Source organism: Belliella buryatensis (assembly GCF_900188245.1).
GTDB lineage: Bacteria > Bacteroidota > Bacteroidia > Cytophagales > Cyclobacteriaceae > Belliella > Belliella buryatensis.
Window position 1 is genome coordinate 136,092 of sequence record NZ_FZOK01000011.1, and the last position, 24,901, is coordinate 160,992.

Sequence of the window (24,901 nt, forward strand, 5' to 3'; positions counted from 1 at the left end):
CAGTATCCTTAAAAGCGTTCATAATCGATCTAAATTTGTTCGTTTTTGAACAGTATATTTTGTAATATTGCCTAAAGAGACCTCAAATAAGCCTTTTTTGGGAATGGCATTATTTTGACTGAATATCAGGAAAACAATCAGTAAACATGGACAATCAGCAACTCGGCAAAATCTTAATCATTGATGACAATGAAGACTTACTTTTTGCAGCCAAAATGCACTTGAAAAAGTATGCAAAAGAAGTTACTATCGAGAAAGATCCGCGACGTATTCCATTTTTGGTGAATAACAATAGTTATGATGTGATTCTTTTGGACATGAACTTCACAGAAGATACTACCTCTGGAAAAGAGGGTTTTCATTGGCTGAAACAAATCAAAGAGATAGACCCTAAGGCTGTTGTGATTCTGATTACTGCCTTTGGTGATGTAGAAATGGCAGTCAAAGCCCTGAAGGAAGGCGCGTCAGATTTTATTCTAAAACCATGGCAAAACGAAAAACTTTTAGCCACCCTTACCTCAGCCAGTAGACTCAAAGAAAGCTATGATCAGGTCGATAAGTTATCTAAAAAACAAAAACAACTTCAATCTGACCTTAAGAAACCATACTCAGACATTATTGGAACGAGTGCTTCCATGAAAAACATCTTCTCTATTATAGATAAAGTGGCGCAAACAGATGCCAATGTCTTAATATTGGGAGAAAATGGAACAGGAAAGGAGCTGATAGCAAGAGCTATACATGACAGGTCATTGAGAAAGGAGGAGATTTTTGTGGGAGTAGATATGGGGGCAATCACTGAATCACTATTCGAATCCGAATTATTTGGTCACAAACGTGGTGCCTATACAGATGCAAAAGAAGACAGAGCTGGAAGATTTGAGATTGCAGATAAAGGCACCCTTTTCCTAGATGAAATCGGAAACTTGAGTATGCCGCTACAATCCAAACTCCTCACTGTCCTTCAAAAAAGAGAAGTGACTAAAATTGGCACTAACAAGGCTATTCCTGTAGACATCAGATTGATCTGTGCTACCAATATGCATGTGCACGAAATGGTCATGGACAATACATTCAGACAAGATTTACTTTACAGGATCAATACAGTTGAGATATTCCTTCCTCCTCTAAGAGAACGTCAAGATGATATTCCCTTGCTTGCTGAACACTTTTTAAAAATCTACGGGCAAAAATATAGAAAAGACTTCAAAGGCTTCAAATTTGCAGCTATGCAACTTTTGCAGCAATATAATTGGCCTGGTAACATCAGAGAGCTTCAACACGCTATCGAGCGTGCTATTATCATGGCAGAAGGAGATGAATTAGATAGCAGAGATTTCTTTTTTCTTTCCTCCAAGCCTACAAATGATAAAGTTACCAGCCCAGCATCATACAATTTAGATGAAGTAGAAAAAAATGTCATACAAAAGGCCATTGATAAAAATGGTGGAAATATATCAAAAGCAGCAAAAGAGCTGGGATTGACAAGAGCCTCCCTATATAGAAGACTTGAAAAATATGGATTATAAAGTAGGGCTGGCAGGCAGGATCATTCTACTGGCAGCATCGATTTTCTTACTTTCATACTTTATCCTCAACGGCGCGGGGGTGTTTGCTACATCCCTTTTTATTATTATCATACTAGCACAGATCATATTCTTGATCAGTTATGCAGAAAGTTCTTTCAAAAAAGTCCGTCAATTTTTAGATAACATCAAACAGGATAATTACAGCAGTGTATTTCCAGTCAAATTTGATGGTACAGAAACAGATGACCTCCATATAGAGTTCAACGCTATTCTTGCCAAACTTAAAGAAGATCAAGCTGAGAAAGAGGCTAACTATCAATATTTCCGATCTGTATTCCAACACCTTAGCATTGGCCTGATCACCTTTGAGGAAGATGGTAAAATCCAAATTCTGAATACCGCTGCCAAGAGAATGCTGAATATCAATCAACTCGTATTTATTTCTGAAATTGAGACAGTCAATAAAGAACTCCATCAAGCGATCCACGGACTAAGAACAGGAGGTAGCGAATTGATCAAAATCGCACATCCAGATGGCATTATGCAGCTTTCTGTTTATGTCATAGAATTAGTAATGCGTGATGTGAAAATCAAATTGGTTTCACTTCAAAATATCCAAAGCGAATTGGAGGAAAAAGAAATGGAAGCATGGCAGAACCTTGTCAAAGTATTGACACATGAGATCATGAATTCCATCGCTCCAATATCCTCACTTGCTTCTACCATCAAAGGAGAAATAGAACATAAAATAGAGCAAAACGTCCCGGCTTCTACCGACGAATTAGAGGATTATCAAATGGGAATGGCTACCATCGAAAAGCGAAGTGAAGGTCTGATCAATTTTGTATCGGACTTTAGGAGTCTTGCCCACATTCCTAATCCCAAGTTCAGTACCATCCACCTAAAGACCTTACTGCAGCAACTTGAAACCCTAATGCAGCATCAATTTGAAAGTAACCAGATTATGACCAAATGTACGGTCACGCCTGATGACCTTATTCTATTTGGGGATCAAAACCTCATCGAGCAGGTACTTATCAATCTCATTCACAATGGTATTCATGCAATGGAAACTTCCATTACAAAAGTCCTTTCGATTGATGCATTTATAGATGAATCTGGTAAAATCATTATTGAAGTGACAGATAGTGGCAAAGGGATAGAGGAAGAAGCACTTTCAAAAATCTTTATCCCTTTCTTCACCACCAAGAAAAAGGGTTCTGGCATAGGATTAAGCCTTTCAAAGCAAATTATGAGAAGACATAAAGGAAACATTCAAGTGAGGTCAGAACTGGGAAAAGGGACTACTTTTAAATTAATCTTTAATGCTTAATCAAAACCTGCTAGAATTTTTTTGGTAAACAAAATGTAAACCATCACAGGCAGACCAAGAATTGTTAACTAGTCTGTTTTCCCTAGTAAAGAGTAAGTTTTCAACTCCTTCGTTTCCACAATTTGCAGCCATTCCTCGATTAGTTTCAAAAATTAAAGTAAGCTCAAACACATAGCTAGGGTCTAAAGCATCTTTCATTTCGTACAAGCCTAATGCCTGAATTGGTTCAGACAATGGCTCTATTGAGCGATTATTCCGTGTAGAAAACTTGATAAAAGTACCATCATCATTGAAAATATAGCGTTCTGAAAAAACGATCTGATCACCTGATAGAACTGTATTTGTCATGGGAGCGCTTACTAGGCTTACATTCCAATAGCCCAAAATATTAAATTGTGGATCTTTGTCATCTTGGCTACATGACAAAAAGCAAAGTGATGCTATAAAAATATATATTAAATTTTTTTTCATTTCATTTTCAATAATTTAAGACAAATTACAAACGATTAGCCTGAGTTCAAAGTTTTGGAAACAATAGCCATGCTTGAATTTAATATTCACTTAACTCAGATTTCATAAACTTAGTTTTCTAACCTTCAAACATCTCATTTTCATAACCCTACATTCATCATCAGTTTATAGTGAGCTACTACCTTGCAAGCAAAACTGATAGACTTTGAAAACACACTTCAAAACCATCGTGATCTCAGATGTACATTTAGGGACTAAAGGATCCAAAGCCAAAGAAGTAGCCCAATTTCTCAAGCAGTACAGCTGCGAAAACCTGATTCTCAATGGAGATATTATTGATGGTTGGCAGCTAAGGAAATCTGGCTCTTGGAAGAGGAAACACACCCGGTTCTTTAATAGAATGCTCAAAATGATTGAGCGAGATAATACAAAAGTTTTTTACCTCAGAGGCAATCATGATGACTTTTTAGACCAAATTCTGCCTCTACACATAGGGAATTTATCAATCCTTCCTGATATGATCTACGAATCAAATGGCAAAAAATACTTTATCACCCACGGAGATATATTTGATAGTGTCACTACTAACTTGAGATGGATAGCCTACCTTGGAGATATAGGCTATACTTTTCTGCTTTGGCTCAATAGACTAGTCAATTACCATAGGAGAAAAAGAGGACTTCCGTACTTTTCGCTAAGCCAATATATCAAGGGAAAAGTCAAGTCAGCAGTATCCTACATCGACCAATATGAAGCAGAGCTTGCGAAAATGGCACACGCCAAAGGTTGTGACGGCATCATCTGTGGTCACATTCACAAAGCTGAGAATAGAAATATAGAAGGAATCGAGTATCTCAACTCGGGAGATTGGGTAGAGACTATGTCCGCTTTGGCTGAAGATGAAAATGGAAATTGGCAATTGATCTACTATAACGAGATTGACTTTAGACATAAAGGGATACGTGATGAAAATATCTCAGATGACACTCTGACCAATCGCTATCAAGACTTAAAGATTGTGGCATTTGAAAAGCTTGCAAGTGATCAAAAACCACCATTCCTTTTCTAGACATGAAATTTCTATTCATTGTACAGGGTGAGGGGCGAGGGCATATGACGCAAGCTATTTCCTTAGCATCCATATTAGAAGCGCAAGGACATCAAATCGTAGCAGTTTGCATTGGCAAAAGTAATAGAAGAAAAATACCGAAGTTCGTCTACGATAGCGTATCTGCTCCTATCATCACTTTTGAAAGCCCTAATTTTATCAGCGATAAGGCTCATAAGAATATCCTACTGAGGAAAACAATTACCTACAACCTACTAAAAACTAATAAATTCCTAAAATCGCTCAAGCTTATCAACCAGATTGTTGCCAGTCAACAACCAGACGTGATTATCAATTTTTATGATTTACTTGCAGGAGTATATAATTATTGCTTTCGTCCAAAAACTGAATTTTGGGTAATAGGACATCAATATTTGACTTTACATCCTGAATTCAAGTTTGCACCTTCTAAAAATTATGAAAAAGAGCTCTTCTTGATCAATAATAAGCTCACAGCTTTAAAGGCCGACCGAATCCTGGCGCTATCTTTCAGGAAACTGGAATCTGATGATCCCAAATTCACTATCATTCCTCCACTTTTGCGCAAATCACTTTTCGAGCTAAGTCCAAGTCAAGAGGATTTCATCCTTTGCTATATGGTGAATTCTGGATATGCTGATGAGCTCATTCAATTTGGAAAAACTAACCCATATCTCAAAATAGAAGCATTTTGGGATAATCCTAAAGCCCAAAAAATAGAACATCCACTTCCCAACATCACATTTCATCAAATTGATGATCACTTATTCTTATCCAAGATGGCGGCTTGTCGAGGACTTTTGAGTACTGCGGGATTTGAGTCTATTTGTGAGGCCATGTATCTTGGCAAACCTGTGATGATGGTCCCTGTGGCAGGGCAATACGAGCAAGCTTGTAATGCCATAGATGGGGAGGCTTCAGGGGCAGGAATTGCTCATCATCAATTTGACTTTGTCGTATTTGACAAATATATCACTGCGCATGACCAATCCAAAAATCAAATATCTGAGTGGATCAAATCATTAGACAAAACCATAAATCAACTGATCAATCGCTCCTTGAATTCTAAAATACTCTAATCAAAACCCTTCTTAAAAGAGCATTTGGCAATGATTCAAAAAACTTAAACAACTTAAAGTCTGCCATTTGAATTTTCAAAAGGCAGTTTTCAAACGATTTCGGAAAAATAATTATATCTATTTCATACATCCTTATCTTTTTACCCCCTCTAGTCTGCTAAAAATTGGTAAATTTCGAACTGATAGTTTGCATTCGAAATTCATGAATATAGAAAAACAGAGGCTTTTAGAGGATAGGGAGCGTAAGAAGCATTGGAAAAAATGGGGGCCTTACCTGACAGAGAGACAGTGGGGAACTGTGCGCGAAGATTACAGTAAGGATGGTTCTGCCTGGGAAAATGTCACACATGAAGATGCTCGTAGTAAAGCGTATCGCTGGGGAGAGGAGGGAATAGGTGGCATCAGTGATCATAAGCAAAAGCTTTGCATCAGCTGGGCATTCTGGAATGGTAAGGATCCTCAGATCAAAGAAAGGCTATTTGGCTTGACCGGTAATCAAGGGAATCATGGAGAGGATGTCAAAGAACTTTATTATTACTTAGATAGCACTCCTACCCACAGCTATATGAAGATGCTGTACAAGTATCCTCAGAATGAATTCCCCTATGGGAAACTAGTAGATGAAAATAGAAAAAGAGGTAAAAAAGAAAGGGAGTACGAGCTGATTGATACAGGAATCTTTGATCAAGATGAGTACTTTGATATTTTTATAGAATATGCCAAAAACGATGCAGAAGACATTGTAGGGAAAGCTACAATTCATAATAGAGGAGATAAAGACGCTGAAATAGTCGTCATGCCCACCATTTGGTTTCGAAAAACTTGGTTTACAGGTCACGAACCCTTCCTTCCCAAGTTGAGTAAAGTCAAAAAAAACCGAATCAAGGCATTTACACCTAAAAATGGCAACTACTTTTTTACTTTCGAGGGAAAACCTAAACTGAAGTTTTGTGACAATGAAACCAATAGGGAAAAACTTTATCATATACCTAACGAAAAGCAATACCTTAAGGATGCTATCAACGATTATGTGGTCGATGGTAATAAAACTCACTTAAATCCGGAGCATTTCGGAACCAAGGCGGCAGCCATATACAAATTGATCATACCTGCCAAAGGAAGCGCATCTGTAAAGTTCAGAATGATGCATCAACAATTTGATGATGCTACGGAGCATTGTGAATCTATCCTTGCCACAAGAAAAAAGGATGCAGACGATTTTTATGCACAGATTCAAGAGAACATCCAAGAAGAAGAATTAAGACAGATTCAGCGTCAAGCTTTTGCAGGCATGATGTGGGGTAAGCAATTCTACTATTACAATGTAGAAAGATGGCTTGATGGGGATCCTGGTAGATACATACCTCCTGTTGAAAGAAAAAAGGGGCGGAATAACCATTGGCGTCATCTACAAAATTATGACATCATATCCATGCCGGACAAATGGGAATACCCTTGGTACGCTGCTTGGGATTTGGCTTTTCATTGCATCCCTATAGCTAGAATTGATCCTGATTTTGCGAAAGATCAACTGATTCTCCTACTCAACGAATGGTATATGCACCCCAATGGACAAATCCCAGCATACGAGTGGAATTTCTCTGATGTCAACCCACCTGTACATGCTTATGCTGTGGAGCGAGTCTATCAGATTGATAAGAAAATGAATGGAGGCAAGGGTGATCAAGAATTTCTTGAAAGAGCTCTTCACAAACTGATGCTTAACTTTAATTGGTGGGTCAATAGAAAAGACAATGACGGCAAAAACCTTTTCGAAGGTGGCTTCCTCGGCTTGGACAATATCTCTTTGATAGACAGAAGTCATGCAGCCTTGTACAAAGGCAAGCTGGAACAGGCCGATGCAACTTCTTGGATGGCCATGTTTTCATTGAATTTGCTCAGAATATCACTGGATTTATGTGAATTCAACAAGGTTTATCAGTTTACAGCCACCAAATTCTTAGAACACTTCCTCTACATAGCGGGAGCTATGAACAATATCTCTGGAGAAAACATCAGCCTTTGGGATGATGCAGACAATTTCTTCTATGACATCTTCCACCTACATGGCAAAGACCCTAAGGTCATGAAAGTGCGATCAATAGTTGGGATTATTCCTTTTTTCGCTGTGGAACCCATACGCGAAGAAATGTTTGAAAACCTCCCTGAATTCAAAAAGCGCATGGAATTTTTCATGAAAGAAAAGCCCAAACTTGCTTCTTTGGTGACAAGCTGGGAACAACCGGGACATGACAAAAGAAGGTTATTTGCCCTTCTGAGAGGACATAGAATGAAAAGTATTTTACAGAAAATGCTAGATAGTGATGAATTTCTCAGCGAATATGGGATTCGTTCTCTCTCCAAATACCATGAAAAGAACCCCTATTCTATGCAAATCAATGGGGATGTCTCTACGATCTCTTATATCCCAGGAGAATCAGACTCTTTAATGTTTGGAGGAAACTCAAACTGGCGAGGTCCAATTTGGTTTCCTATCAATTATCTAATCATAGAATCATTGAAGCGATATGACTTCTACTACGGTGGCGAATTCAGCATCGAATATCCTACAGGGTCTGGCAACTTCCTAACCATGGATTTGATCGCCAAGGAACTTTCCCTACGCTGTATGAAAATCTTCATGAAGGATCAAAATGGACATCGCCCATTCAATGGCGACTACAAGAAAATGCAAGAGGATCCACATTTCAGAGATTATATACTCTTTTATGAATATTTCCACGGAGATAATGGCAGAGGGCTTGGTGCTTCACATCAGACAGGTTGGACTGGGTTGGTCGCTGAGATGATCTACAAATACAGTAAAGACGATTCGGATAAAAAATATGCTACTCCCCTTTTTAGAATCTGATAGATTGGAAGCTGGATGTGACGAGGTGGGCAGAGGCTGTCTTTGTGGTCCAGTAGTGGCCGCAGCAGTAATACTACCTCCTGACTATGCCCACGAATTGATCAATGATTCCAAAAAACTTACGAAAACCAACCGAGAATCTTTGGTCCTTGAAATAAAAAAACATGCCATAGCCTGGGCAGTAGCAGAGGCAAGCGTGGCTGAAATTGACGAAATCAATATCCTCAATGCTTCTTTTCTAGCTATGAATCGCGCCATCATTAGTCTGACTCAATCACCAGCGCATTTGCTTATCGATGGCAATAGATTCAAAACAGATCTGGAAATCCCATATAGTTGCATCATCAAAGGAGATGGAAAATACGCCAGCATCGCCGCAGCTTCCATTTTGGCCAAAGTGTATCGAGACCAGCTGATGGCAGAATATGCCATGCAATACCCAGGTTACGGATGGGAAAAGAATGCAGGGTACCCAACTAAGGCGCACAGAGATGGCATCATCAAACTAGGACTGACCCCTATCCATAGAAAGTCCTTCAAACATTTGCCAGAGCAAATGAAACTTTTCTAGAACCGCATCAGCATATACCCTTGTGGTACATACTTGGTGAGTGTAGTAAGCATCGAAAGCGCTATCTCTGCTCCTTCCCAAACATCCGTGGTTAACATGTCTCTTGCAATCAGTGACTGTCCACAAACATAGAATTCGACCACACCGCTTTCCTTCAAGGCTTCAAATACTGGAAGGTTGGGATTTTCTATGCCATAAAGCTTTTTATAAAAATCATTGTTCAAGGCGCTAAACACCGCCCCACCATGGATCGCCACCTTTACCTTGATATTATCTTTGGATACACCTGCTATCCCATGTAGGTTGACCATTCTGGCAATATTATCTACCATTCTATTGACTGTGCCTGGAGACTCCGCAGCCGATACAAGGTCGATGATAATTTTATATGTCCCATCAGGATCTGGTCTTTCGGTTGCCTCAGGAATTTCGTAAATCCCTCCAAATCCTTTTACAATTGGGAATTGAGGTGTTTGGGCATAAGAAAAGGTTGAAAAAGCAAGAGAAAGTAAGATGATGATTAGGGAGAATTTATTCATTTGGAGTTTGAGTTTGAGGGTGTTTTTTTAAAAATCATTAATCATACTTACTATTGCTTCAACGGGATTCAGCTTGGAGACGGAGGGATTTCGGTACCGTTCCTTTCCTGCATACTCCTAACTTCCAAAAGATACTGATTTTCATAATTTTTCATTACCGCCAGCTGTATCCACGGTGATGTTAGCAAAATATTACTTTTATTTTCTTGCTTGATACATCGAAAATGCAGTATTTTTAACATAATCATTAGGGTCATTTTGTAATTCATAAACAATTTCCAACGGCGTCAATTTATTGGATATAACAGCCATTCTAACTTCATATTCAGGGTCTGATGAAAGTTTTGTTAAGAGGTCTTTCGAATCAGTCTCCCAAGCAATTTTTCTTCTTACTTCCATAATCTCAGAATCCGATAATTTCACTTGAATTGAATCAGGAAGATTTGGATGAATAGCAATGTTTGAAATCGCTAGAACATCGTCTTTTTTCATTGCTTTATTGAGTATCTCAACTACTTGAAATGAATCCAAAGTTTTATCTTCTGTCAATTCGTATAGATTAGAACTTTGTATTTTTCGAATTTCTGGCATTCCTATTAATAAAACAATTATTTAGCCTGATGATATGTATAGAATCAGTCGTTTTGATTTATGTTTGGAAAATAGAACTATAAAAGAGGTTATGGTATAGCTAAGTGCAGCGAAAAGTAAAAACAACTTTATAAGTAATTCTGGCAACATGAATAAAATAAATAAATTGCTTTCATTTATCTCAAATCCATTAATTTCTAGAAGTAAGATATAAGTCAATACTGCAACGAATCCTATTGCAACTGAGAAAATCAACCGAGTCCTTTCTTTATTAAATTTCATTTGTCATCACTTTCGTTTGATGTAGTACCTTCCTGCAATTTTCACTAAGATTATATCTTTACAATATTGTTTGTTTAATAAAATCTTCATTGTTTGTTTAATAAAATCTTCACGTTTAATATTGATGTATTTAAATATTGATTAATATCTTAATATAATGCCATAATCATCGAAATATGTTAGTTTATTTAAATTCTATATTTCTTAGAAAATTTCTTAGAAACAAATGATGAAATTCTCTTATGTTCCTTAAAGTAAATCTCTTTTCTATTAAACTATTATCTGAAATTTAAAAAGGAAAATAATCGAAGAACTAAATCCCCTATTTGAACAAATATTGATAAATATTTTTTAAAACTTTTAAAAATATTTATTGAAGAAATTTTTTCCTTTTTGAAGGATAGATCATTAAGCGAAAGTGAATTAGAAATATAACCTTGAAAATTTCTATTTCTAATAGGAATTAGATCTTTAGAATAAATAAAATTATCAATTAATTCCTTAGTCTGATTAAAGTTCCCATTATTAATTTGAAGTACTTGATCGAATGTAACTTGCAGTTTCATAATTTTTAAAGTTTTTGTGTGTCTAAAAGTAAAAACTTTTTTCAACTAATGTGTTATTTATAAATATAAACTTAAACATAATCAATTGATTATCAGATTAAAAAGTTTCAATATTATTATGAATTGTGACTTTTACTCCTTAAGAAATTACTCGAATTCTGCAATAATAAAAAAAGCCCCAATTTCTTGGAGCTTTTTGTGCGCACGAGAAGATTCGAACTTCCACACCCGTAGGGCACCACCCCCTCAAGATGGCGTGTCTACCAGTTTCACCACGTGCGCGGTACAAGGGAGATCAAAAGTAGAAAGGAAAGCCTTTCTCTGCAAATCTTATTTGTGATTTTTCAAGCTCAGAAAGCCTGAATACTCATTATCAATCTTTTATTTTGAATACACCTTTCCCTCTGCAGCCAGAAGGGTATTGTATAGCAGGGATGCTATCGTCATCGGACCAACTCCTCCTGGTACAGGTGTGATCGCAGAGGCTTTTGCAGCCACTTCGTCAAATTGCACATCACCAATAAGCTTGAAGCCTGACTTTTTACTTGCATCAGCAATTCTATGAATCCCAACATCAATAACCGTAGCACCCTCTTTGACCATATCAGCTGTCACAAACTCAGGCTTCCCAATCGCGACAATCAAAATATCCGCTGTCTTGGTGATCTCAGGAAGATTTTGAGTTCTGCTATGTGTTAGGGTAACGGTACAATTACCCGGATATTCATTTCTTGCCATCAAGATACTCATAGGCGAACCTACAATATGACTTCTTCCTATGACTACGCAGTGCTTCCCTGATGTCTCAATATTGTATCTCTTCAAAAGCTCTACAATCCCATAAGGTGTCGCCGCCACATAAGCAGGCCATCCTAGGGTCATTCTTCCCACATTGGCAGGAGTAAATCCATCCACATCCTTTTCTGGCTTGATCTTATTAGTTACTTTCTCTACAGAAATATGCTTTGGCAAAGGCAATTGCACGATCAATCCATCAATTTCATCATTTTGATTGATCTCTTCTACCACTTTCAACAATTCCTCTTCAGTTACAGTCTCTTCAAGTCTCACTAGAGTAGATTCAAAACCAACTTGCTCACAAGCCTTCACTTTAGCTCCTACATAAGTCTGACTTGCTCCATCATTCCCAACCAATATTGCAGCTAGGTGCGGCGCTTTACCTCCTTTTTCCTTGATTTGAGCTACACTTGCCCCAATTTCTGATTTGATTTCTTCTGAGGTTTTTTTACCGTCGATTAATAACATGTTGATTGAAGGTTGTAAAATTGAAAGATTTTAAAATTTTGTTTGAGGTGCTTTTTCGTATTTGATGATTGTAAAGGTAAAAAGTTTGGAGTAACACCTCCAAACTTTCATAATTAGTAACTCGATATCACAGTCTTGTATCTTATGTCTTGTGTCTTAAATCTTAATCCAACTTCAATACAGCCATAAATGCCTCTTGAGGAACTTCTACGTTACCTACTTGACGCATTCTCTTCTTACCTTTTTTCTGCTTCTCGAGTAGTTTACGCTTACGGGAGATATCACCACCATAACATTTCGCCAACACGTTCTTACGCAAAGCCTTCACTGTTTCTCTAGCAATGATCTTCGTACCAATAGCTGCTTGAATTGCAATCTCAAACATTTGACGTGGTACAAGTTCCTTCAGTTTTTCACAGAGACGCTTACCCCATTCGTAAGCTTTGTCTCTATGAACAATAGCTGAAAGCGCATCGACTGCTTCTCCATTGAGCATGACATCGAGTCGAACCATGTGTGATGGCTGATAGCCTTTTAGTTCATAGTCCAAAGAGGCATAGCCTCGTGAAATGGTTTTAAGCTTATCAAAGAAATCAAATACGATCTCTGCTAATGGCATATCGAACTGTAATTCTACTCGCTCGGCAGTCAAATAAACTTGGTTTTTGATCTGACCCCGCTTATCCATACAAAGCTGAATAACTGGCCCAACATATTCGGATGCGGTGATGATCGAAGCTTTTACAAAAGGCTCCTCTATATGCTTGAATTTGGTAGGATCAGGCATGTCTGAAGGGGCATTGATCACTTGATAGGTATCATTGGTCATCAGAGCTCTAAACTGCACCGAAGGTACAGTAGTGATTACCGTCATATCAAACTCCCGCTCCAGTCGCTCTTGGATGATCTCCATGTGGAGCATTCCCAAAAACCCACAACGGAAACCGAAGCCTAAAGCCGCAGAAGTTTCTGGCTCCCATACAAGAGAGGCATCATTCAACTGTAACTTTTCCATAGAAGCTCGAAGTTCCTCGTATTCGGTTGTATCTACAGGATAGATCCCTGCAAATACCATGGGCTTTACGTTTTCAAAACCTTGGATGGCTTTTTCACATGGGCGTTTTATATGGGTAATTGTATCACCTACCTTGATTTCTTTGGCAACTTTCACCCCTGAGATCAAATAACCTACATTTCCAGCAGACATGGTTTTCTGAGGAATTTGATTAAGACCTAAAATCCCAATTTCATCTGCTTCGTATTCTCGACCTGTATTGACAAATTTGATTTTATCGCCTTTGCTAATCGTTCCGTTGAAAATTCTAAAAATCACCTCCACTCCTCTGAATGGATTATAGACAGAATCAAAAATCATCGCTTGAAGTGGCGCTTCTGGATCTCCAGCTGGGGCGGGGATACGTGTCACTACAGCCTTCAAAATATCATCGATACCAATCCCTGTTTTACCCGAAGCCAAAATGATTTCTTCCTTGTCACATCCGATCAAATCAATCACTTCATCAGCTACGGAGTCAGGATCTGCTCCTGGTAGATCTATCTTATTCAAAACAGGGATGATCTCTAAGTCATGCCCCAAAGCTAAATATAGATTTGAGATAGTTTGTGCTTCGATACCCTGAGAGGCATCTACGATCAATAGTGCGCCTTCACATGCTGCAATAGACCTAGATACTTCATAGGAAAAATCCACGTGTCCAGGAGTATCTATGAGGTTGAGGGTATATTCCTCACCTTCATGCATGTATTTCATTTGGATAGCGTGAGACTTGATCGTGATACCACGTTCTCTCTCCAGATCCATATTATCCAACAACTGATCTTGCATGTCACGATCTGCGACCGTGTGTGTTTCTTGCAACAACCTATCCGCCAATGTACTCTTCCCATGATCAATATGGGCGATGATACAGAAATTTCTTATATTTTTCATACGCATTCAGGGCGCAAAAATAGGTAATTTTATGTGGATTATCAGTATATCAACAACGTATCCTATAGAATTTAGAATTACTACCGCTAATATTTTTTTTAAACCATGTCAACTCCCCATTCTTTAAGCTTCTTTTGTCCAATGTATAAAAAGCTTGTCAAACCTCTTTGTTTAAGTTTTGTATTTGTTCCTTACTTTTGTCCAAAAAATAACATGAAATGAAAGCTGTAGCCGAAAAAAAACTCGATCTAAACATCCCAGAATACATCATCTACATGTATCAAATGGAAGATTTGATCAGAGCTTATGAACTCAATCTTGAAGATATTAAGCAATATGTGGTCGATCACTATCCTATTTCCATTGAAGAAAAAGAGGCTACTACAGCTTGGTTTTCGGATTTGATTGAGCAAATGAAAGTAGAGCATATTACTTCAAAGGGACACTTGAAAATGACCCAGTCACAAGTAAACTTATTGGCTCAAACTCATTGGCAACTTCTCAAAGAAGATAAAGCTTATTTTTGCATTTATAATCAAGCCAAACCATACATCATCCAAATGATTATGGATGCAGAAGGTGTAGATATCGGTCATGAAATCCAAATATGCCTCAATGGAATCTATGGTCTATTATTAGCGAAGCTAAAGGGTAGAGAAATCCCGAAAATTTACCAAGAAGCCACTGAAGCATTTGGCACTGTTTTGAGCTACTTGAACAACTATTTACAAATCAAAACTCGATAAATTCATAAATACTTTTGTATTCTCCACTCGCTTCTATATAACCAAGTAGGTCGTTGTAAAAAGGATGATGGCTTAGGGTGGCACTATCCCCAATGATGACCAGTTTTCTTTTTGCTCTTGTGAGCGCCACATTCATCCTTCTAGTATCGGATAAAAAGCCAATTTCACCAGTAGCATTAGATCTCACTAGACTAATGACAATGATATCTCGCTCCTGCCCTTGAAAACCATCTATAGAGTCTACCGTCAAAAGTTCAGCAAATGATCTGATATTTGGATATTGATAACTTTCAAAAATCAGGTCTTGAAATTTTCTAACTTGAGCTCTGTAGGGTGAGATCAATCCTATATTCCAATTCTCCTGCTTTATTTTACCAATTCCGATTCGCTTAAGCAATCCCTCCAAAAAAGAAAGTGTGAATTTGGCCTCTTCTGCATTGAGTGTACTCAGTGATTCTTTTTCCTGATGCTCACTATAGCCACTCCCAGCAGTATCTATGAATTCTAGCACTGCTTCACTTTCATTCAACTTATGACTCAGCGTATTCTCCGCAGCCTCCAGTTTACCATTATAAAATTGAATGCTAGAAAACCCCATAATCGCCTCTGGCATTCTATATTGTAATGTCAACATGGTAGTCGAAGACGTCTGTCTATTGATAGCTTTTTCGAAAAGCGTCTCATTAAGACCGGCCTTCGCTGCCTCGAAAGATTTGATTGTCGGTGGAAGTTGGCAATGGTCTCCAGCCATAACGACTTTTTTGGATTTTAGAATTGGAATCCAAGTGGCTGCTTCTAGGCCTTGTCCTGCTTCATCGATAAAAACTAAAGGGAAGTCAATTCCTTTCAAAACTTGGTTTGCTGAACCAACAAGTGTAGAGGCAATAACTTGGGTATTTTGAAAAACATCATATGTTATATAGTTCTCTAAGTTTTCCGCATCTTGTTTGATTCGACTAGCTTCATCAAAAAGCCGCTTTCTCTGGGCGCGCTCCTCAGGCCCAAAATTCCTTTTGTATTTATTGCCTAGTTTCCGATATTCTTCTGCAGTTTTCCTGAGCTTTTTAAGGTCTTTATAACTATCATGCGCGGCTATTTTGGCATCCAAAGTTTGAGCTAAGAGCTTCTCCTCCACGCGAGCAGGGTGCCCAATTCTAATGGTATTAACACCTCTATCTAATAATTTTTCGACTAGTAAATCTACAGCAGCGTTGCTAGGAGCACAAACTAACACTTGCCGATTCTTTGTCAAAGTATGACAAATAGCCGCTATCAAGGTTGTTGTCTTTCCTGTACCAGGAGGCCCATGTATGATAGCAAGATCTTCTGCTGCGTCGATCAATTTTATAGCTTGATTCTGAAAAAAATTCAATTCTGGAATTTCTTGAAATACTTTTTCTGAAAACGAGGCCTCTCTAGCTCCCAATAAAACTTCCTTTAACTCACCAAGCCTTCCCTTTTCAGCTTTGATTACTGCCTTGAGCGTATGCTCCATCTCTCGATAACTAGCTTCATCAAAAAGTAAATCGACCCCAATTTTCCCATCTTCTATCCAATCAGGAAACTCATCGCCTTGAAGGGTCACCACCATGAGTTCTTTCTTCACCACATTGATTACGGCATTTACTCGGAATTCCTGACCTTGATGATCTCCATGGTTTGAGAAAATTGACACGGATTTGCCCGACTGAAAGACATGAGACTGATTTGTATCAAAACGCTCCAATTCGAGTAAAATCCTGTCCCCAAAACCAATTTTAGATTTTTTTATCTGCACAGGGTACCAGCACACTCCTTGCACCTTTTTATCTGATATAGAAGTATATAGGAATTTTTTCCGGTATTGATCCAGATCTTCTTTCCATTCTTCTTTCAAAAGTTTTAATGAAATTTTTAATTCTTCCTGTATATTGGACATCAATGTTAGTATTTAGAGCTAGAACCAAAGTCAAGGGAAAGTGGTTTTAACCCAATAAATAAATTATAATCATTTGTGAATTTTCTTGCTCACGCTTATTTATCCTTTGAAGATCCAAAGGTACTGATTGGAAACTTTATTGGCGACTTTGTCAGGGGACCTGTTGAAGAAATTTATGAACGAGATATTGTCATTGGAATTTTATTGCATCGGGAAATAGACAAATTCACAGACACGCATCCTGTAGTCAAGGATGCCCAGCAATTACTCAAGCCTGAATATGGACGCTACTCATCTGTAATTACGGACATGTATTTTGACTATTTTTTGGGGAGATATTGGAAAAACTATCACCATCAGCCACTTGACGAGTTTGCGCAGGACGTATACAAAGTGATAGAAGCCTACCACCAAATCTTACCCGAAAGCTTTCTCAAAGCTTACCAGTATATGAAGCATTATAATTGGCTTTACTCCTATTCAGAAATAGACGGCATCAGAAGGGCCTTGACAGGTATCTCTAAGAGAACTAGATTTGATTCCAAAATGGAAACAGCTCACCTTTTCTTGGATGAAAATCACGAAGTACTCAAAAAACATTTCGGTGACTTCTTTGAGGATTTAGTAAGCTTTTCTAAAAAAAGATTGAGCGTATTGAAAGCAGAAATATGATTCATTGTAAACCAAAACCAAATACTTATTTCGCCCTCTCTCTTGTTCTTTTGATCTTGATCAGTGGGTTGATCTACATTCTCAATGAATTTGCTACGACGAGAAGTTTTGGTCTTTTTTTCTACCTATTCAGTGCCCCATTGATCACAGTGGTCATTCTGATGCTATTAGTGAAAATGATGGCTGGTTTTAAATTTATCTCAGCTGGAAAAGAGAAAATCATTACTAGACTCCCCTTGCGAGGCCAAACCAAAACCTATCAAATAGATGAAGTGCTAGCTTGGGAGGAAGAAAAAGTGATCGCAAACAAAAAAGAATTCAAGCAACTCACCGTGGCCTTTGCTGATAAAACTTCATTTTCAATGAGCAACCATGAACACCAAAACTATGAAGAGTTCGTGTCCTATCTTTCTAAAAAAGCAGGAAAGAAAAAGGTAAAATCTCGTTAGAAAGAGATTGAAAAAGATGTGGTCAACGCCGTATTTCCATAGCTAAACTTTGCACCTGGCAATTCAAAATAAGAATCATCTCCAAAAAACTGCCTCAGTTCAATCCTGACTAGCCCTCTTGGATGGATAGCATAATCTAAATTTGTGGATAGACCAGAAATTCTCATCCCTTGGTCTAAGATGATTACCTGCTGATCAGCATAATACTCCGCCCTACCAGCAAGCTTGAATTTTTCACCCAAATCCCTTCTTAATGAAGCTGTTAGACCAATCCAATGATTGATTTGAGAAAAAACTGAGGATTGAACGCCATAATCAAATCCTATCGTCGCTCCCCATTTGCCTGGTGAATATTGCGTATAGAAATTGTTGAAGAATCTAAGCTCAGAGGTTGGGTTGACTCCTTCATTCCCATAGTAATTAGCATAATGAATTTCAAGGTTTGAAACAGGGCGGTAATTAGCTGCAAACCCTAATCCAATCCCTTGATTCCTGCTTTGTCTTTGTACATTTTGCCAGCCATTGGTTGCCCAGAGTGTGAAATCCAGCTCCTCGTTCCAAGCATAACTCAACCTCGCTCCAGTAAGAAAGTATGGGGAGTTCTCAGCCAGCAAGCTTCTGCTCAAATGCCAACAATCTGCTCCTATGGCACTTTCAAAACCAATATGTGAAGGCATTACTCCAACATCTAGCCAAAGCTTATCCAATAACTTGAATCCTATGGAGGCTTCATAGACCAATTGAGCCCATTGTGGTTCCTCTGCTAAGTTAAATTGCGAATAATTACCCAGCATCAACCCCAAAGTGGATCTGATATTATCCTCTTGAAAAGAGACCTGTACCAACGCAAAATTAACACTGAATTCATTGTGCCTTTTGAAATTATATAAAAAATCAGGCCTAAGATGATCAGCAGGCTGACTGAAGTCATAAGAATAATAAGTTTCTAAGTATCCTGAAAAGGTGAATCCTCGATCCTCCTGTGCAAGACTTAAAAAAGGGACTGATAAAAAGAAGAATAATAAAACTTTCCGCATCCTTAAAATTAAAAAAACCTGAATCTAAATTGATTCAGGTTTGAATTTTTATCGTTTTGTTCTGAAATTTTTATCATAGAGTTCAATACTCTCTCTAATGATTTTGTAAGCTTCCTCTCTACCAAGGAAATCTTCTACCTTCACTTCCTTACTTTCTAATTTTTTATAGTCCTCAAAGAACCTGTGTACTTCTTTCATCAGGTGAGGAGGTAATTCATCGATATCTTCAATGTAATTGACAGATTGATCATCAGCCGCTACAGCAATAATTTTGTCATCAGCCTCTCCACCATCTATCATTCTCATCACACCTATAACCTTAGCTTTGACCAATGTCATAGAAGGGATATCGATTTGTGAAATGATCAAAATATCCAATGGATCATGGTCCTCACAGAAAGTCTGTGGGATAAATCCATAATTTGCAGGATAGTGTACGGCAGAGAAAAGCACCCTGTCTAAAAGTAGCATTCCTGTTTTTTTGTCTAATTCGTACTTCCCCTTGCTACCTTTAGGAATTTCTATTACGCCCATTACAAACTCCGGAGCGTCTTTACCTATTTGCACATCGTGCCATGGATTAATCATATCTAAAAACTGTTTTCGTTCTACTTTTTAAATGGGGCGCAATTTACTTCCTATTCCCATTTTTATCAAAGTATCCCCCCTGAATTTTGTAATATTTATAGAATTTGGCCAATCTATGATCAAAATCATTAAAAATCAGATTGAATTTTTGAATTTATGCCTTCAGTGATGGTAGGGTAATAGTGAATATAGTTCCATGGTCAAGTTTTGACTCTAATTGAATCTTACCGCCCATTTGGGTTACAGACTCCTTTACCATGTATAGCCCTAAGCCAGAGCCAACATTTCTTTGTGTTGCTCGATGAAAAAGATTGAATACCTCAGTATGGTACTTTTCGTCTATTCCTATTCCATTATCCTCTATTTGCACTAAAGCTAATTTATCTTTTACCTCTACAGTTAATTTGATAAACTTAGAATCTGACTCAAGCTTTTGAAACTTGTAAGCATTGCTGAAAAGGTTATTAAGAATCACACGCAACTTAGCATCATCAGAATAGAAATCAGAAGTTTGATTGACATCAATAGCGATGTTGATATCATTCAATCCCCATTTCTCTTTATAAGCTTCTAATTGTTGATTGACAATTTCTTTAAACTCTATCTTACTAACTTTATTGTCGATTTTGGTAGACCTATAAAAGTCCAGCATTTTATAAATGAAGTCATCCAACCTTAGGGTGGCTGAATCTATCATATCAAAATACTCAATAATATTGGGGTCCTTTGCCTCCATTTTTGCTAATTTGGACACCCCAGAAATACTCATCAATGGCCCTCTAAGCTCGTGGGACAAACTATAGACAAACTGATTCATTTCAGAATGTACTTTTTTCAATCTTTCATTTTTGTCTTTGAGCTCTCTTTTGGTCAGGTATATTTCAGCCGCATTTTTAATGGCATTTTTGATCTGCTCTAAGTTCCAAGGTTTATCTATAAACCTATAAACTTCACCTTTATTTATTGCATCAATGACACTAGCAATATCAGAATATCCAGTCAATAAAATTCTGACTGGATCAGGATTGACTTTCATTAATTTTTCAAAAAATTCCACACCAGTCAACCCTGGCATGCGCTGATCAGCAATGACCACATGTAATTCTTCACTCTCGGCAATTTTCAGACCTTCCTCTGCATCGATCGCAGTGATGATGTGGAAGTCCTTTCTTAAACTTGCCTTAAAAGAATTAAGATTATTATCCTCATCGTCAATATATAAAACGCGGATTTTATTGCTCATTTTGTGGTGTATTTTGATAAATCGGCAATGTAATTATGAAATTTGTTCCCTGACCTTCTTTAGTTTCTACTTCTAATGTACCCTTATGATTTTCAATAATAGTATAAACAATTGACAATCCAAGACCAGTCCCCTTCCCTACGGCTTTCGTTGTAAAGAAAGGCTCAAAGATTCTTTGCTTTACAGATTCTGGCATACCCGGACCATTGTCCGCTATTTCAATTTGAATGTGATCATCTATTTGCTTTGTTCGAATGGTAATTTCAGGATTTGGGTTGGTATCCAAATGATCTTGAAGAGCATGAATGGCATTGGTAATAATATTCATAAATACTTGATTGATTTTGCCTGCTAGACATTCAATCATTGGGATTTCATTATATTCCTTATTTACCTTAATCCTTCCAGACATGGAGCTATTGAGTAAGACCAAGGTACTGTTGATCCCATCATGGATATCAACTTTCTTAACATCTTGTTCATCTACCCTAGAGAAAAGTCTAAGACCTTTTACAATTTCAACTGTTCGCTTAGCTCCATCCTCCATGCCCTTGAGTAACTGGTCAATTTCATCCAATACATAATCCAACTCGATATCATCTTCAAGGTCTTTTAGCTCTTTTTTGGTCTTATCATCAAACTGCTCTTCCCCTTTATCTTTGTAAGATTGAACTATTTCCAAAAGGTCCTTGATGTCTCTTTTGAGCGGAGATATATTTGAACTTACAAAGTTGATTGGATTGTTGATCTCGTGAGCTATGCCTGCTGTAAGCTGACCTAATGACGCCATCTTTTCTTGATTCACCAGCTGAGTTTGGGTGTTTTGAAGGTTGTGAAGTGTTTCCTCCAGTTCCTCCGTTCTGGTTTTAACTTTGGCTTCCAAAATTTCATTTTGTTCCAAAATCAAACTTTCATTTTCTTTAAGTATGCGCAACTTTTCGGCTTGCTCATCCTCTTTTTCCTTTTTGAGTATATTGATCTTGTCGGCCAATGCCAAAGAAAGTAAAATCGCTTCCATTGCGGTCCCTACCAACATAGGAAAATTAGCTATCATATTTAACTTGATGACCCCATTAGTATGAAGGATAAAGACAAGTAACCCAATAAAGAAAAAGAACCAACCAATTATAAAATACACAGCAGGTCTATAGCCTTTCCTAGCGATAATACTCGCCGTAAAAGCAAACAACACAATCACCATCAATCCTGAAATATCTGTAAGCATATAGCTTATTTTGACATTATCGATTAACCTGACTAAAAAGGCAATCCCGTAGACTATAATATTTAGAACAAGAAACTTATCTAATAGAGGAGTGAAGTCTCTAGTTTTTAAAAATTTTCGCATAAAAGTAATTCCAGCAACACCTGAAATTGAAGAAAATCCAATTATGCTCAATTCATAAATCCTAGGATTTAAGTTTAAAATGTAATAATAAGAATAACCTAATAATGATGTTTGGGCTAGTGCTATAAATAAAATGTACAAGGAGTAGATAAAATAAATCTTATCCCTGATAAGAAAAAATAAAATGAAATTATACAAGAAAAGTGCAAACATTATCCCCATATAAACACTTACAATCAGTGTTTTTTGACTGTATACAAAATGGAAGGTATCATAAGAACTAAGTACTATTTCTACTGTAATAGGCTCATTACTTTTAACCGAAATAAAAAAATTTCCAGAAATTTCATTGCCTTCGATTTTAAATATTGGATTAGGACTTGAAAAGGGATTAGACCTACCAAAATTAGTCCCAGACTTTCCTATTTGTTTTAAGTCTCCTGATGCTTGTTTTTTATATAATACAACTTCTCTAAAAGTTGGATTTCTAAGCTCAAGAGCCAACTCTCCATTAAAAGATAATTCTTCTGAAATACTAAAACCGAGATAGGCTGTTTTCTGATGCCCTAAATTAAGTGAAGTACTACTTAATTCAATTTCATCCACTGCATCTTCAAAACGCTCGTCGTCATAAATTATAAATTTATTTACTTCATAAGAATCTATATTCCCAGTGGCCTTTAAAAATGCAATAACAGGTGCTAAAATAAAAATGATGACTACTAAACCAATAACTAAAGGCTGCTTACTATTTTGAGTTCTAATCATAACATCTCTAAATTCAAATCAAACTCAACTTCCATTTCCCCCATTTTACTCTCAAGTATTTTCACTTGTTTTGGGTTTTTTCTAAGATCAAAAATAAAGTCTTTTTCGGCAGGCAAAGCACGCTCTAATGTATCTACATCTTCCACCTCCATTATGGTTGCAACCAAGCCTTCTTTAGGGTATAAAAATGTACCATTCACTCCAAGTTCTTCAATAATTCTTAACCCAACTGATTGTGAATTTGCAACTGTAAAAGGAGAGCAAAAAGCCATAAGGCAATTTAAATTCAAAAAAGATGTCAAAGCAACTCCAATTCTGATCAAATATATACTTCCAATGCCATAACCTGAAACTTCTTTTGAATTCCATAAACCACAATATTCTGCAACTTTCAAGTCTTCAAATCTTGTCATGTAATCAACTATCCTTTCGTCCTTTTCGAAGATTGCTCCTTCTAAAGGCAAGGGGTATTCTGAACTTCTCAGCTGAACCCTTCCACCACCTAAAACCTTCTGCCCATCTTCAGATTCAACTATAAGGAGATATACATTTGGATTATTGACCCATGATCTATCTGCAGAGGTCACTTTGGTCACACCATAAGATTCCAACACCTTAAAATGACCCGCAATATACTTCTCTGTTTCTTCAGGAGAGGAGATCGCTCTCACAACTCTAATTTTAACTTTCATCTGCTTTCCTAAAGAATTTATCTAAATCAACATATTCTCTACCTGATTTAATATTGTACCCACAGAGAATATTTCTTGCAAAATGAGCACACATCGCCCCGCCCATTATAACTGAGGTCCCTAGTTGGGGCCAATTAGTAATGGTTTTCCCTAACTCTGAAAGGCTATACTTACCTCTATCAGAAATATTTTTATAATCTAATATTGCCATTATTAAAGAAGGAGTGAGTTCACCAAGATTTTTAAGAATCTCGATTTCATTTCCAAATTCTTTTAAAAATCCATGAAATATAGGCCTATTTTCCTCCAAATCAAATCGCTCAATATCCATCATTCCTCGATCACTTGTATCCATCATGACTGGAATTCTAAGTTCTTTTGCTTTGATTCTAGCTTTTAATTTGACCTCAATACTGTCACATTCCTCGATCAATAAATCTAAGTTGCCTCCTTTTGTGAAAAATTTATCCAAGTTCTGGTCTGTTATTCCCTCTTCAAAAACTGTCACTTTCAAGAAAGGGTCTATCTCTGCTATTTCCCTTTTAACTAAGGTGGTTTTTGGTACACCTAAGTTTGTAACACTATTTCGGAGGCGATTCATATTTCCTAACTCAAGCGTATCGAAATCAGCAATTCTTAACTCTCCAAATGAACGTTCCATTGCCAAACTTATAGCAACGCTTTGCCCTACAGACAACCCAATAATGCCAATTTTTTTTGTAGCAAGTAGATCCTGTTCTTCTTGAGTGATTTTATATTTATTCCTGACTGTTCTGACAGCAATAAAATCTTTCTCTTGCAGCAGGTGAACAAGTGCTTTTCTCCATGGATAATAAACCCAAACACCATATGTCTCAGCTTCAGTTTTTTTAAAAAATCGCTCCACCTCGGTATTTAGCTTTTGGGGGCTAAATTTCAGACTAGGGTTTTGAAGCTTGATCAACTCTGCCACTTGGCTTTGAATTTGATCCACAATCGTAATTTGAGGATCACTCTTGATTTTCTCAAGATTACGCATTTCACATGGATTATGTGGATCTAGAAATAATAATTCAGTTTGATCCTTCAAATCAAATTCAGTTTGGGCAATCATTTACATTCGTGGTGGGTGGTAGATAGTGGTAAAGTTATATTTTTGAAATCATTTTCATATTAAAAATGCCAAAAATGTTCTATGAAATGAATTTTATTTAGATATTTGGTAAAAACCATGGCTAAATAAGTTAACTAAGTTGATTAAGTATCAAAAACTTACCTAATTAACTCGGTTTTTCATCAAGCTTCTTGGCTTTATATTGTACAA

21 protein-coding genes and 1 tRNA gene are annotated in these 24,901 nt (G+C 37.2%); 9 read left to right on the plus strand and 13 right to left on the minus strand.

Translation table 11 applies throughout. The features are described 5' to 3' along the window. Positions 1-146 precede the first annotated feature (146 nt). Together CHB66_RS12360 and CHB66_RS12365 are read left to right on the plus strand one after the other, a co-directional pair. Positions 147-1,529 (plus strand): sigma-54-dependent transcriptional regulator, encoded by a 1,383-nt coding sequence (locus CHB66_RS12360; protein WP_089241388.1) that lies wholly within the window; start codon positions 147-149, stop codon positions 1,527-1,529. Beyond that, a complete protein-coding gene (locus tag CHB66_RS12365) occupies positions 1,519-2,862 on the plus strand; it encodes a sensor histidine kinase (protein ID WP_089241390.1) in 1,344 nt (447 codons plus the stop codon). The genes CHB66_RS12360 and CHB66_RS12365 overlap by 11 nt, the downstream gene beginning before the upstream one ends. Here the strand turns inward: CHB66_RS12365 and CHB66_RS12370 are convergent, their stop codons facing one another. After that, positions 2,863-3,333 carry a hypothetical protein gene (locus CHB66_RS12370; RefSeq protein ID WP_089241392.1) on the minus strand — a complete coding sequence of 157 codons (471 nt, stop codon included), beginning with the start codon at positions 3,331-3,333 and terminating at the stop codon, positions 2,863-2,865. A gap of 205 nt (positions 3,334-3,538) precedes the next feature. On the opposite strand from CHB66_RS12370, the gene CHB66_RS12375 reads away from it, so the two are divergent. The 4 genes from CHB66_RS12375 (at position 3,539) to CHB66_RS12390 (ending at position 8,942) form a co-directional block, all read left to right on the plus strand. After that, positions 3,539-4,402, plus strand: a complete 864-nt coding sequence (locus tag CHB66_RS12375) for a UDP-2,3-diacylglucosamine diphosphatase (protein WP_089241394.1) — start codon at positions 3,539-3,541, stop codon at positions 4,400-4,402. 2 nt (positions 4,403-4,404) lie between these two features. Continuing rightward, entirely contained in the window at positions 4,405-5,499 is a 1,095-nt protein-coding gene (locus tag CHB66_RS12380) for a glycosyltransferase family protein (RefSeq protein WP_089241396.1), read from the plus strand. Between the two features lie 202 nt (positions 5,500-5,701). Next, the gene (locus CHB66_RS12385) at positions 5,702-8,371 is read left to right on the plus strand and encodes an MGH1-like glycoside hydrolase domain-containing protein (protein ID WP_089241398.1); all 2,670 of its coding nucleotides are present in this window, start codon (positions 5,702-5,704) and stop codon (positions 8,369-8,371) included. Next, on the plus strand, positions 8,346-8,942 hold the full coding sequence (locus CHB66_RS12390) for a ribonuclease HII (RefSeq protein WP_089241400.1): 597 nt from the start codon (positions 8,346-8,348) through the stop codon (positions 8,940-8,942). The genes CHB66_RS12385 and CHB66_RS12390 overlap by 26 nt, the downstream gene beginning before the upstream one ends. On the opposite strand, the gene CHB66_RS12395 is transcribed toward CHB66_RS12390, so the two are convergent. The 5 genes from CHB66_RS12395 to lepA form a co-directional block, all read right to left on the minus strand. Beyond that, positions 8,939-9,481, minus strand: coding sequence for a DsrE family protein (locus CHB66_RS12395; RefSeq protein ID WP_089241402.1), 543 nt, complete (start codon positions 9,479-9,481; stop codon positions 8,939-8,941). The two genes, CHB66_RS12390 and CHB66_RS12395, sit on opposite strands and share 4 nt — an antisense overlap. Before the next feature lie 198 nt (positions 9,482-9,679). After that, positions 9,680-10,072: a hypothetical protein gene (locus tag CHB66_RS12400; protein WP_089241404.1), complete on the minus strand. Its 393-nt coding sequence runs from the start codon at positions 10,070-10,072 to the stop codon at positions 9,680-9,682. A gap of 1,047 nt (positions 10,073-11,119) precedes the next feature. Beyond that, positions 11,120-11,202 (minus strand) — tRNA-Leu (locus CHB66_RS12415). 99 nt (positions 11,203-11,301) lie between these two features. Beyond that, a complete protein-coding gene (locus CHB66_RS12420) occupies positions 11,302-12,186 on the minus strand; it encodes a bifunctional 5,10-methylenetetrahydrofolate dehydrogenase/5,10-methenyltetrahydrofolate cyclohydrolase (RefSeq protein ID WP_089241410.1) in 885 nt (294 codons plus the stop codon). A gap of 163 nt (positions 12,187-12,349) precedes the next feature. Beyond that, positions 12,350-14,143, minus strand: coding sequence for a translation elongation factor 4 (gene lepA / locus CHB66_RS12425; RefSeq protein ID WP_089241412.1), 1,794 nt, complete (start codon positions 14,141-14,143; stop codon positions 12,350-12,352). A 212-nt stretch (positions 14,144-14,355) separates the two neighbouring features. Between lepA and CHB66_RS12430 the strand changes: the two genes are divergently transcribed. Beyond that, a complete protein-coding gene (locus CHB66_RS12430; protein WP_089241414.1) occupies positions 14,356-14,883 on the plus strand; it encodes a DUF4924 family protein in 528 nt (175 codons plus the stop codon). Here CHB66_RS12430 and CHB66_RS12435 read toward each other — a convergent pair. Next, positions 14,870-16,801: an AAA domain-containing protein gene (locus CHB66_RS12435; protein WP_089241416.1), complete on the minus strand. Its 1,932-nt coding sequence runs from the start codon at positions 16,799-16,801 to the stop codon at positions 14,870-14,872. The genes CHB66_RS12430 and CHB66_RS12435 overlap by 14 nt on opposite strands. A gap of 75 nt (positions 16,802-16,876) precedes the next feature. On the opposite strand from CHB66_RS12435, the gene CHB66_RS12440 reads away from it, so the two are divergent. Both CHB66_RS12440 and CHB66_RS12445 read left to right on the plus strand, forming a co-directional pair. Then, positions 16,877-17,473 (plus strand): acyl carrier protein phosphodiesterase, encoded by a 597-nt coding sequence (locus CHB66_RS12440; protein ID WP_089241418.1) that lies wholly within the window; start codon positions 16,877-16,879, stop codon positions 17,471-17,473. Next, positions 17,470-17,922 carry a hypothetical protein gene (locus CHB66_RS12445; RefSeq protein ID WP_089241420.1) on the plus strand — a complete coding sequence of 151 codons (453 nt, stop codon included), beginning with the start codon at positions 17,470-17,472 and terminating at the stop codon, positions 17,920-17,922. The genes CHB66_RS12440 and CHB66_RS12445 overlap by 4 nt, the downstream gene beginning before the upstream one ends. On the opposite strand, the gene CHB66_RS12450 is transcribed toward CHB66_RS12445, so the two are convergent. The 6 genes from CHB66_RS12450 to CHB66_RS12475 all read right to left on the minus strand — a co-directional run bounded on the left by CHB66_RS12450 (position 17,919) and on the right by CHB66_RS12475 (position 24,667). Further along, positions 17,919-18,959, minus strand: coding sequence for an outer membrane beta-barrel protein (locus CHB66_RS12450; protein ID WP_089241422.1), 1,041 nt, complete (start codon positions 18,957-18,959; stop codon positions 17,919-17,921). The two genes, CHB66_RS12445 and CHB66_RS12450, sit on opposite strands and share 4 nt — an antisense overlap. A gap of 48 nt (positions 18,960-19,007) precedes the next feature. Further along, entirely contained in the window at positions 19,008-19,547 is a 540-nt protein-coding gene (locus tag CHB66_RS12455) for an inorganic diphosphatase (protein WP_089241423.1), read from the minus strand. Between the two features lie 154 nt (positions 19,548-19,701). Then, a complete protein-coding gene (locus CHB66_RS12460; RefSeq protein ID WP_089241425.1) occupies positions 19,702-20,790 on the minus strand; it encodes a hybrid sensor histidine kinase/response regulator in 1,089 nt (362 codons plus the stop codon). Next, positions 20,780-22,906 (minus strand): 7TM diverse intracellular signaling domain-containing protein, encoded by a 2,127-nt coding sequence (locus CHB66_RS12465; RefSeq protein WP_089241427.1) that lies wholly within the window; start codon positions 22,904-22,906, stop codon positions 20,780-20,782. Before CHB66_RS12465 ends, CHB66_RS12460 begins: the two co-directional genes overlap by 11 nt. Beyond that, on the minus strand, positions 22,903-23,598 hold the full coding sequence (locus CHB66_RS12470; RefSeq protein WP_089241429.1) for a hypothetical protein: 696 nt from the start codon (positions 23,596-23,598) through the stop codon (positions 22,903-22,905). Before CHB66_RS12470 ends, CHB66_RS12465 begins: the two co-directional genes overlap by 4 nt. Further along, positions 23,588-24,667, minus strand: coding sequence for a ThiF family adenylyltransferase (locus CHB66_RS12475; RefSeq protein WP_245812726.1), 1,080 nt, complete (start codon positions 24,665-24,667; stop codon positions 23,588-23,590). Before CHB66_RS12475 ends, CHB66_RS12470 begins: the two co-directional genes overlap by 11 nt. Between the last annotated feature and the right edge of the window lie 234 nt (positions 24,668-24,901).

What these genes read in the sequence shown, in the direction of transcription:
- CHB66_RS12460 (WP_089241425.1), bottom strand. Translation starts at nt 20,790, where the DNA reads ATGAGCAATAAAATCCGCGTTTTATATATTGACGATGAGGATAATAAT.
- CHB66_RS12420 (WP_089241410.1), bottom strand. Translation starts at nt 12,186, where the DNA reads ATGTTATTAATCGACGGTAAAAAAACCTCAGAAGAAATCAAATCAGAA.
- CHB66_RS12445 (WP_089241420.1), top strand. Translation starts at nt 17,470, where the DNA reads ATGATTCATTGTAAACCAAAACCAAATACTTATTTCGCCCTCTCTCTT.
- CHB66_RS12395 (WP_089241402.1), bottom strand. Translation starts at nt 9,481, where the DNA reads ATGAATAAATTCTCCCTAATCATCATCTTACTTTCTCTTGCTTTTTCA.
- CHB66_RS12370 (WP_089241392.1), bottom strand. Translation starts at nt 3,333, where the DNA reads ATGAAAAAAAATTTAATATATATTTTTATAGCATCACTTTGCTTTTTG.
- CHB66_RS12380 (WP_089241396.1), top strand. Translation starts at nt 4,405, where the DNA reads ATGAAATTTCTATTCATTGTACAGGGTGAGGGGCGAGGGCATATGACG.
- CHB66_RS12465 (WP_089241427.1), bottom strand. Translation starts at nt 22,906, where the DNA reads ATGATTAGAACTCAAAATAGTAAGCAGCCTTTAGTTATTGGTTTAGTA.
- CHB66_RS12360 (WP_089241388.1), top strand. Translation starts at nt 147, where the DNA reads ATGGACAATCAGCAACTCGGCAAAATCTTAATCATTGATGACAATGAA.
- CHB66_RS12430 (WP_089241414.1), top strand. Translation starts at nt 14,356, where the DNA reads ATGAAAGCTGTAGCCGAAAAAAAACTCGATCTAAACATCCCAGAATAC.
- CHB66_RS12385 (WP_089241398.1), top strand. Translation starts at nt 5,702, where the DNA reads ATGAATATAGAAAAACAGAGGCTTTTAGAGGATAGGGAGCGTAAGAAG.
- CHB66_RS12450 (WP_089241422.1), bottom strand. Translation starts at nt 18,959, where the DNA reads ATGCGGAAAGTTTTATTATTCTTCTTTTTATCAGTCCCTTTTTTAAGT.
- CHB66_RS12470 (WP_089241429.1), bottom strand. Translation starts at nt 23,598, where the DNA reads ATGAAAGTTAAAATTAGAGTTGTGAGAGCGATCTCCTCTCCTGAAGAA.
- CHB66_RS12435 (WP_089241416.1), bottom strand. Translation starts at nt 16,801, where the DNA reads ATGTCCAATATACAGGAAGAATTAAAAATTTCATTAAAACTTTTGAAA.
- lepA (WP_089241412.1), bottom strand. Translation starts at nt 14,143, where the DNA reads ATGCGTATGAAAAATATAAGAAATTTCTGTATCATCGCCCATATTGAT.
- CHB66_RS12365 (WP_089241390.1), top strand. Translation starts at nt 1,519, where the DNA reads ATGGATTATAAAGTAGGGCTGGCAGGCAGGATCATTCTACTGGCAGCA.
- CHB66_RS12455 (WP_089241423.1), bottom strand. Translation starts at nt 19,547, where the DNA reads ATGATTAATCCATGGCACGATGTGCAAATAGGTAAAGACGCTCCGGAG.
- CHB66_RS12400 (WP_089241404.1), bottom strand. Translation starts at nt 10,072, where the DNA reads ATGCCAGAAATTCGAAAAATACAAAGTTCTAATCTATACGAATTGACA.
- CHB66_RS12390 (WP_089241400.1), top strand. Translation starts at nt 8,346, where the DNA reads ATGCTACTCCCCTTTTTAGAATCTGATAGATTGGAAGCTGGATGTGAC.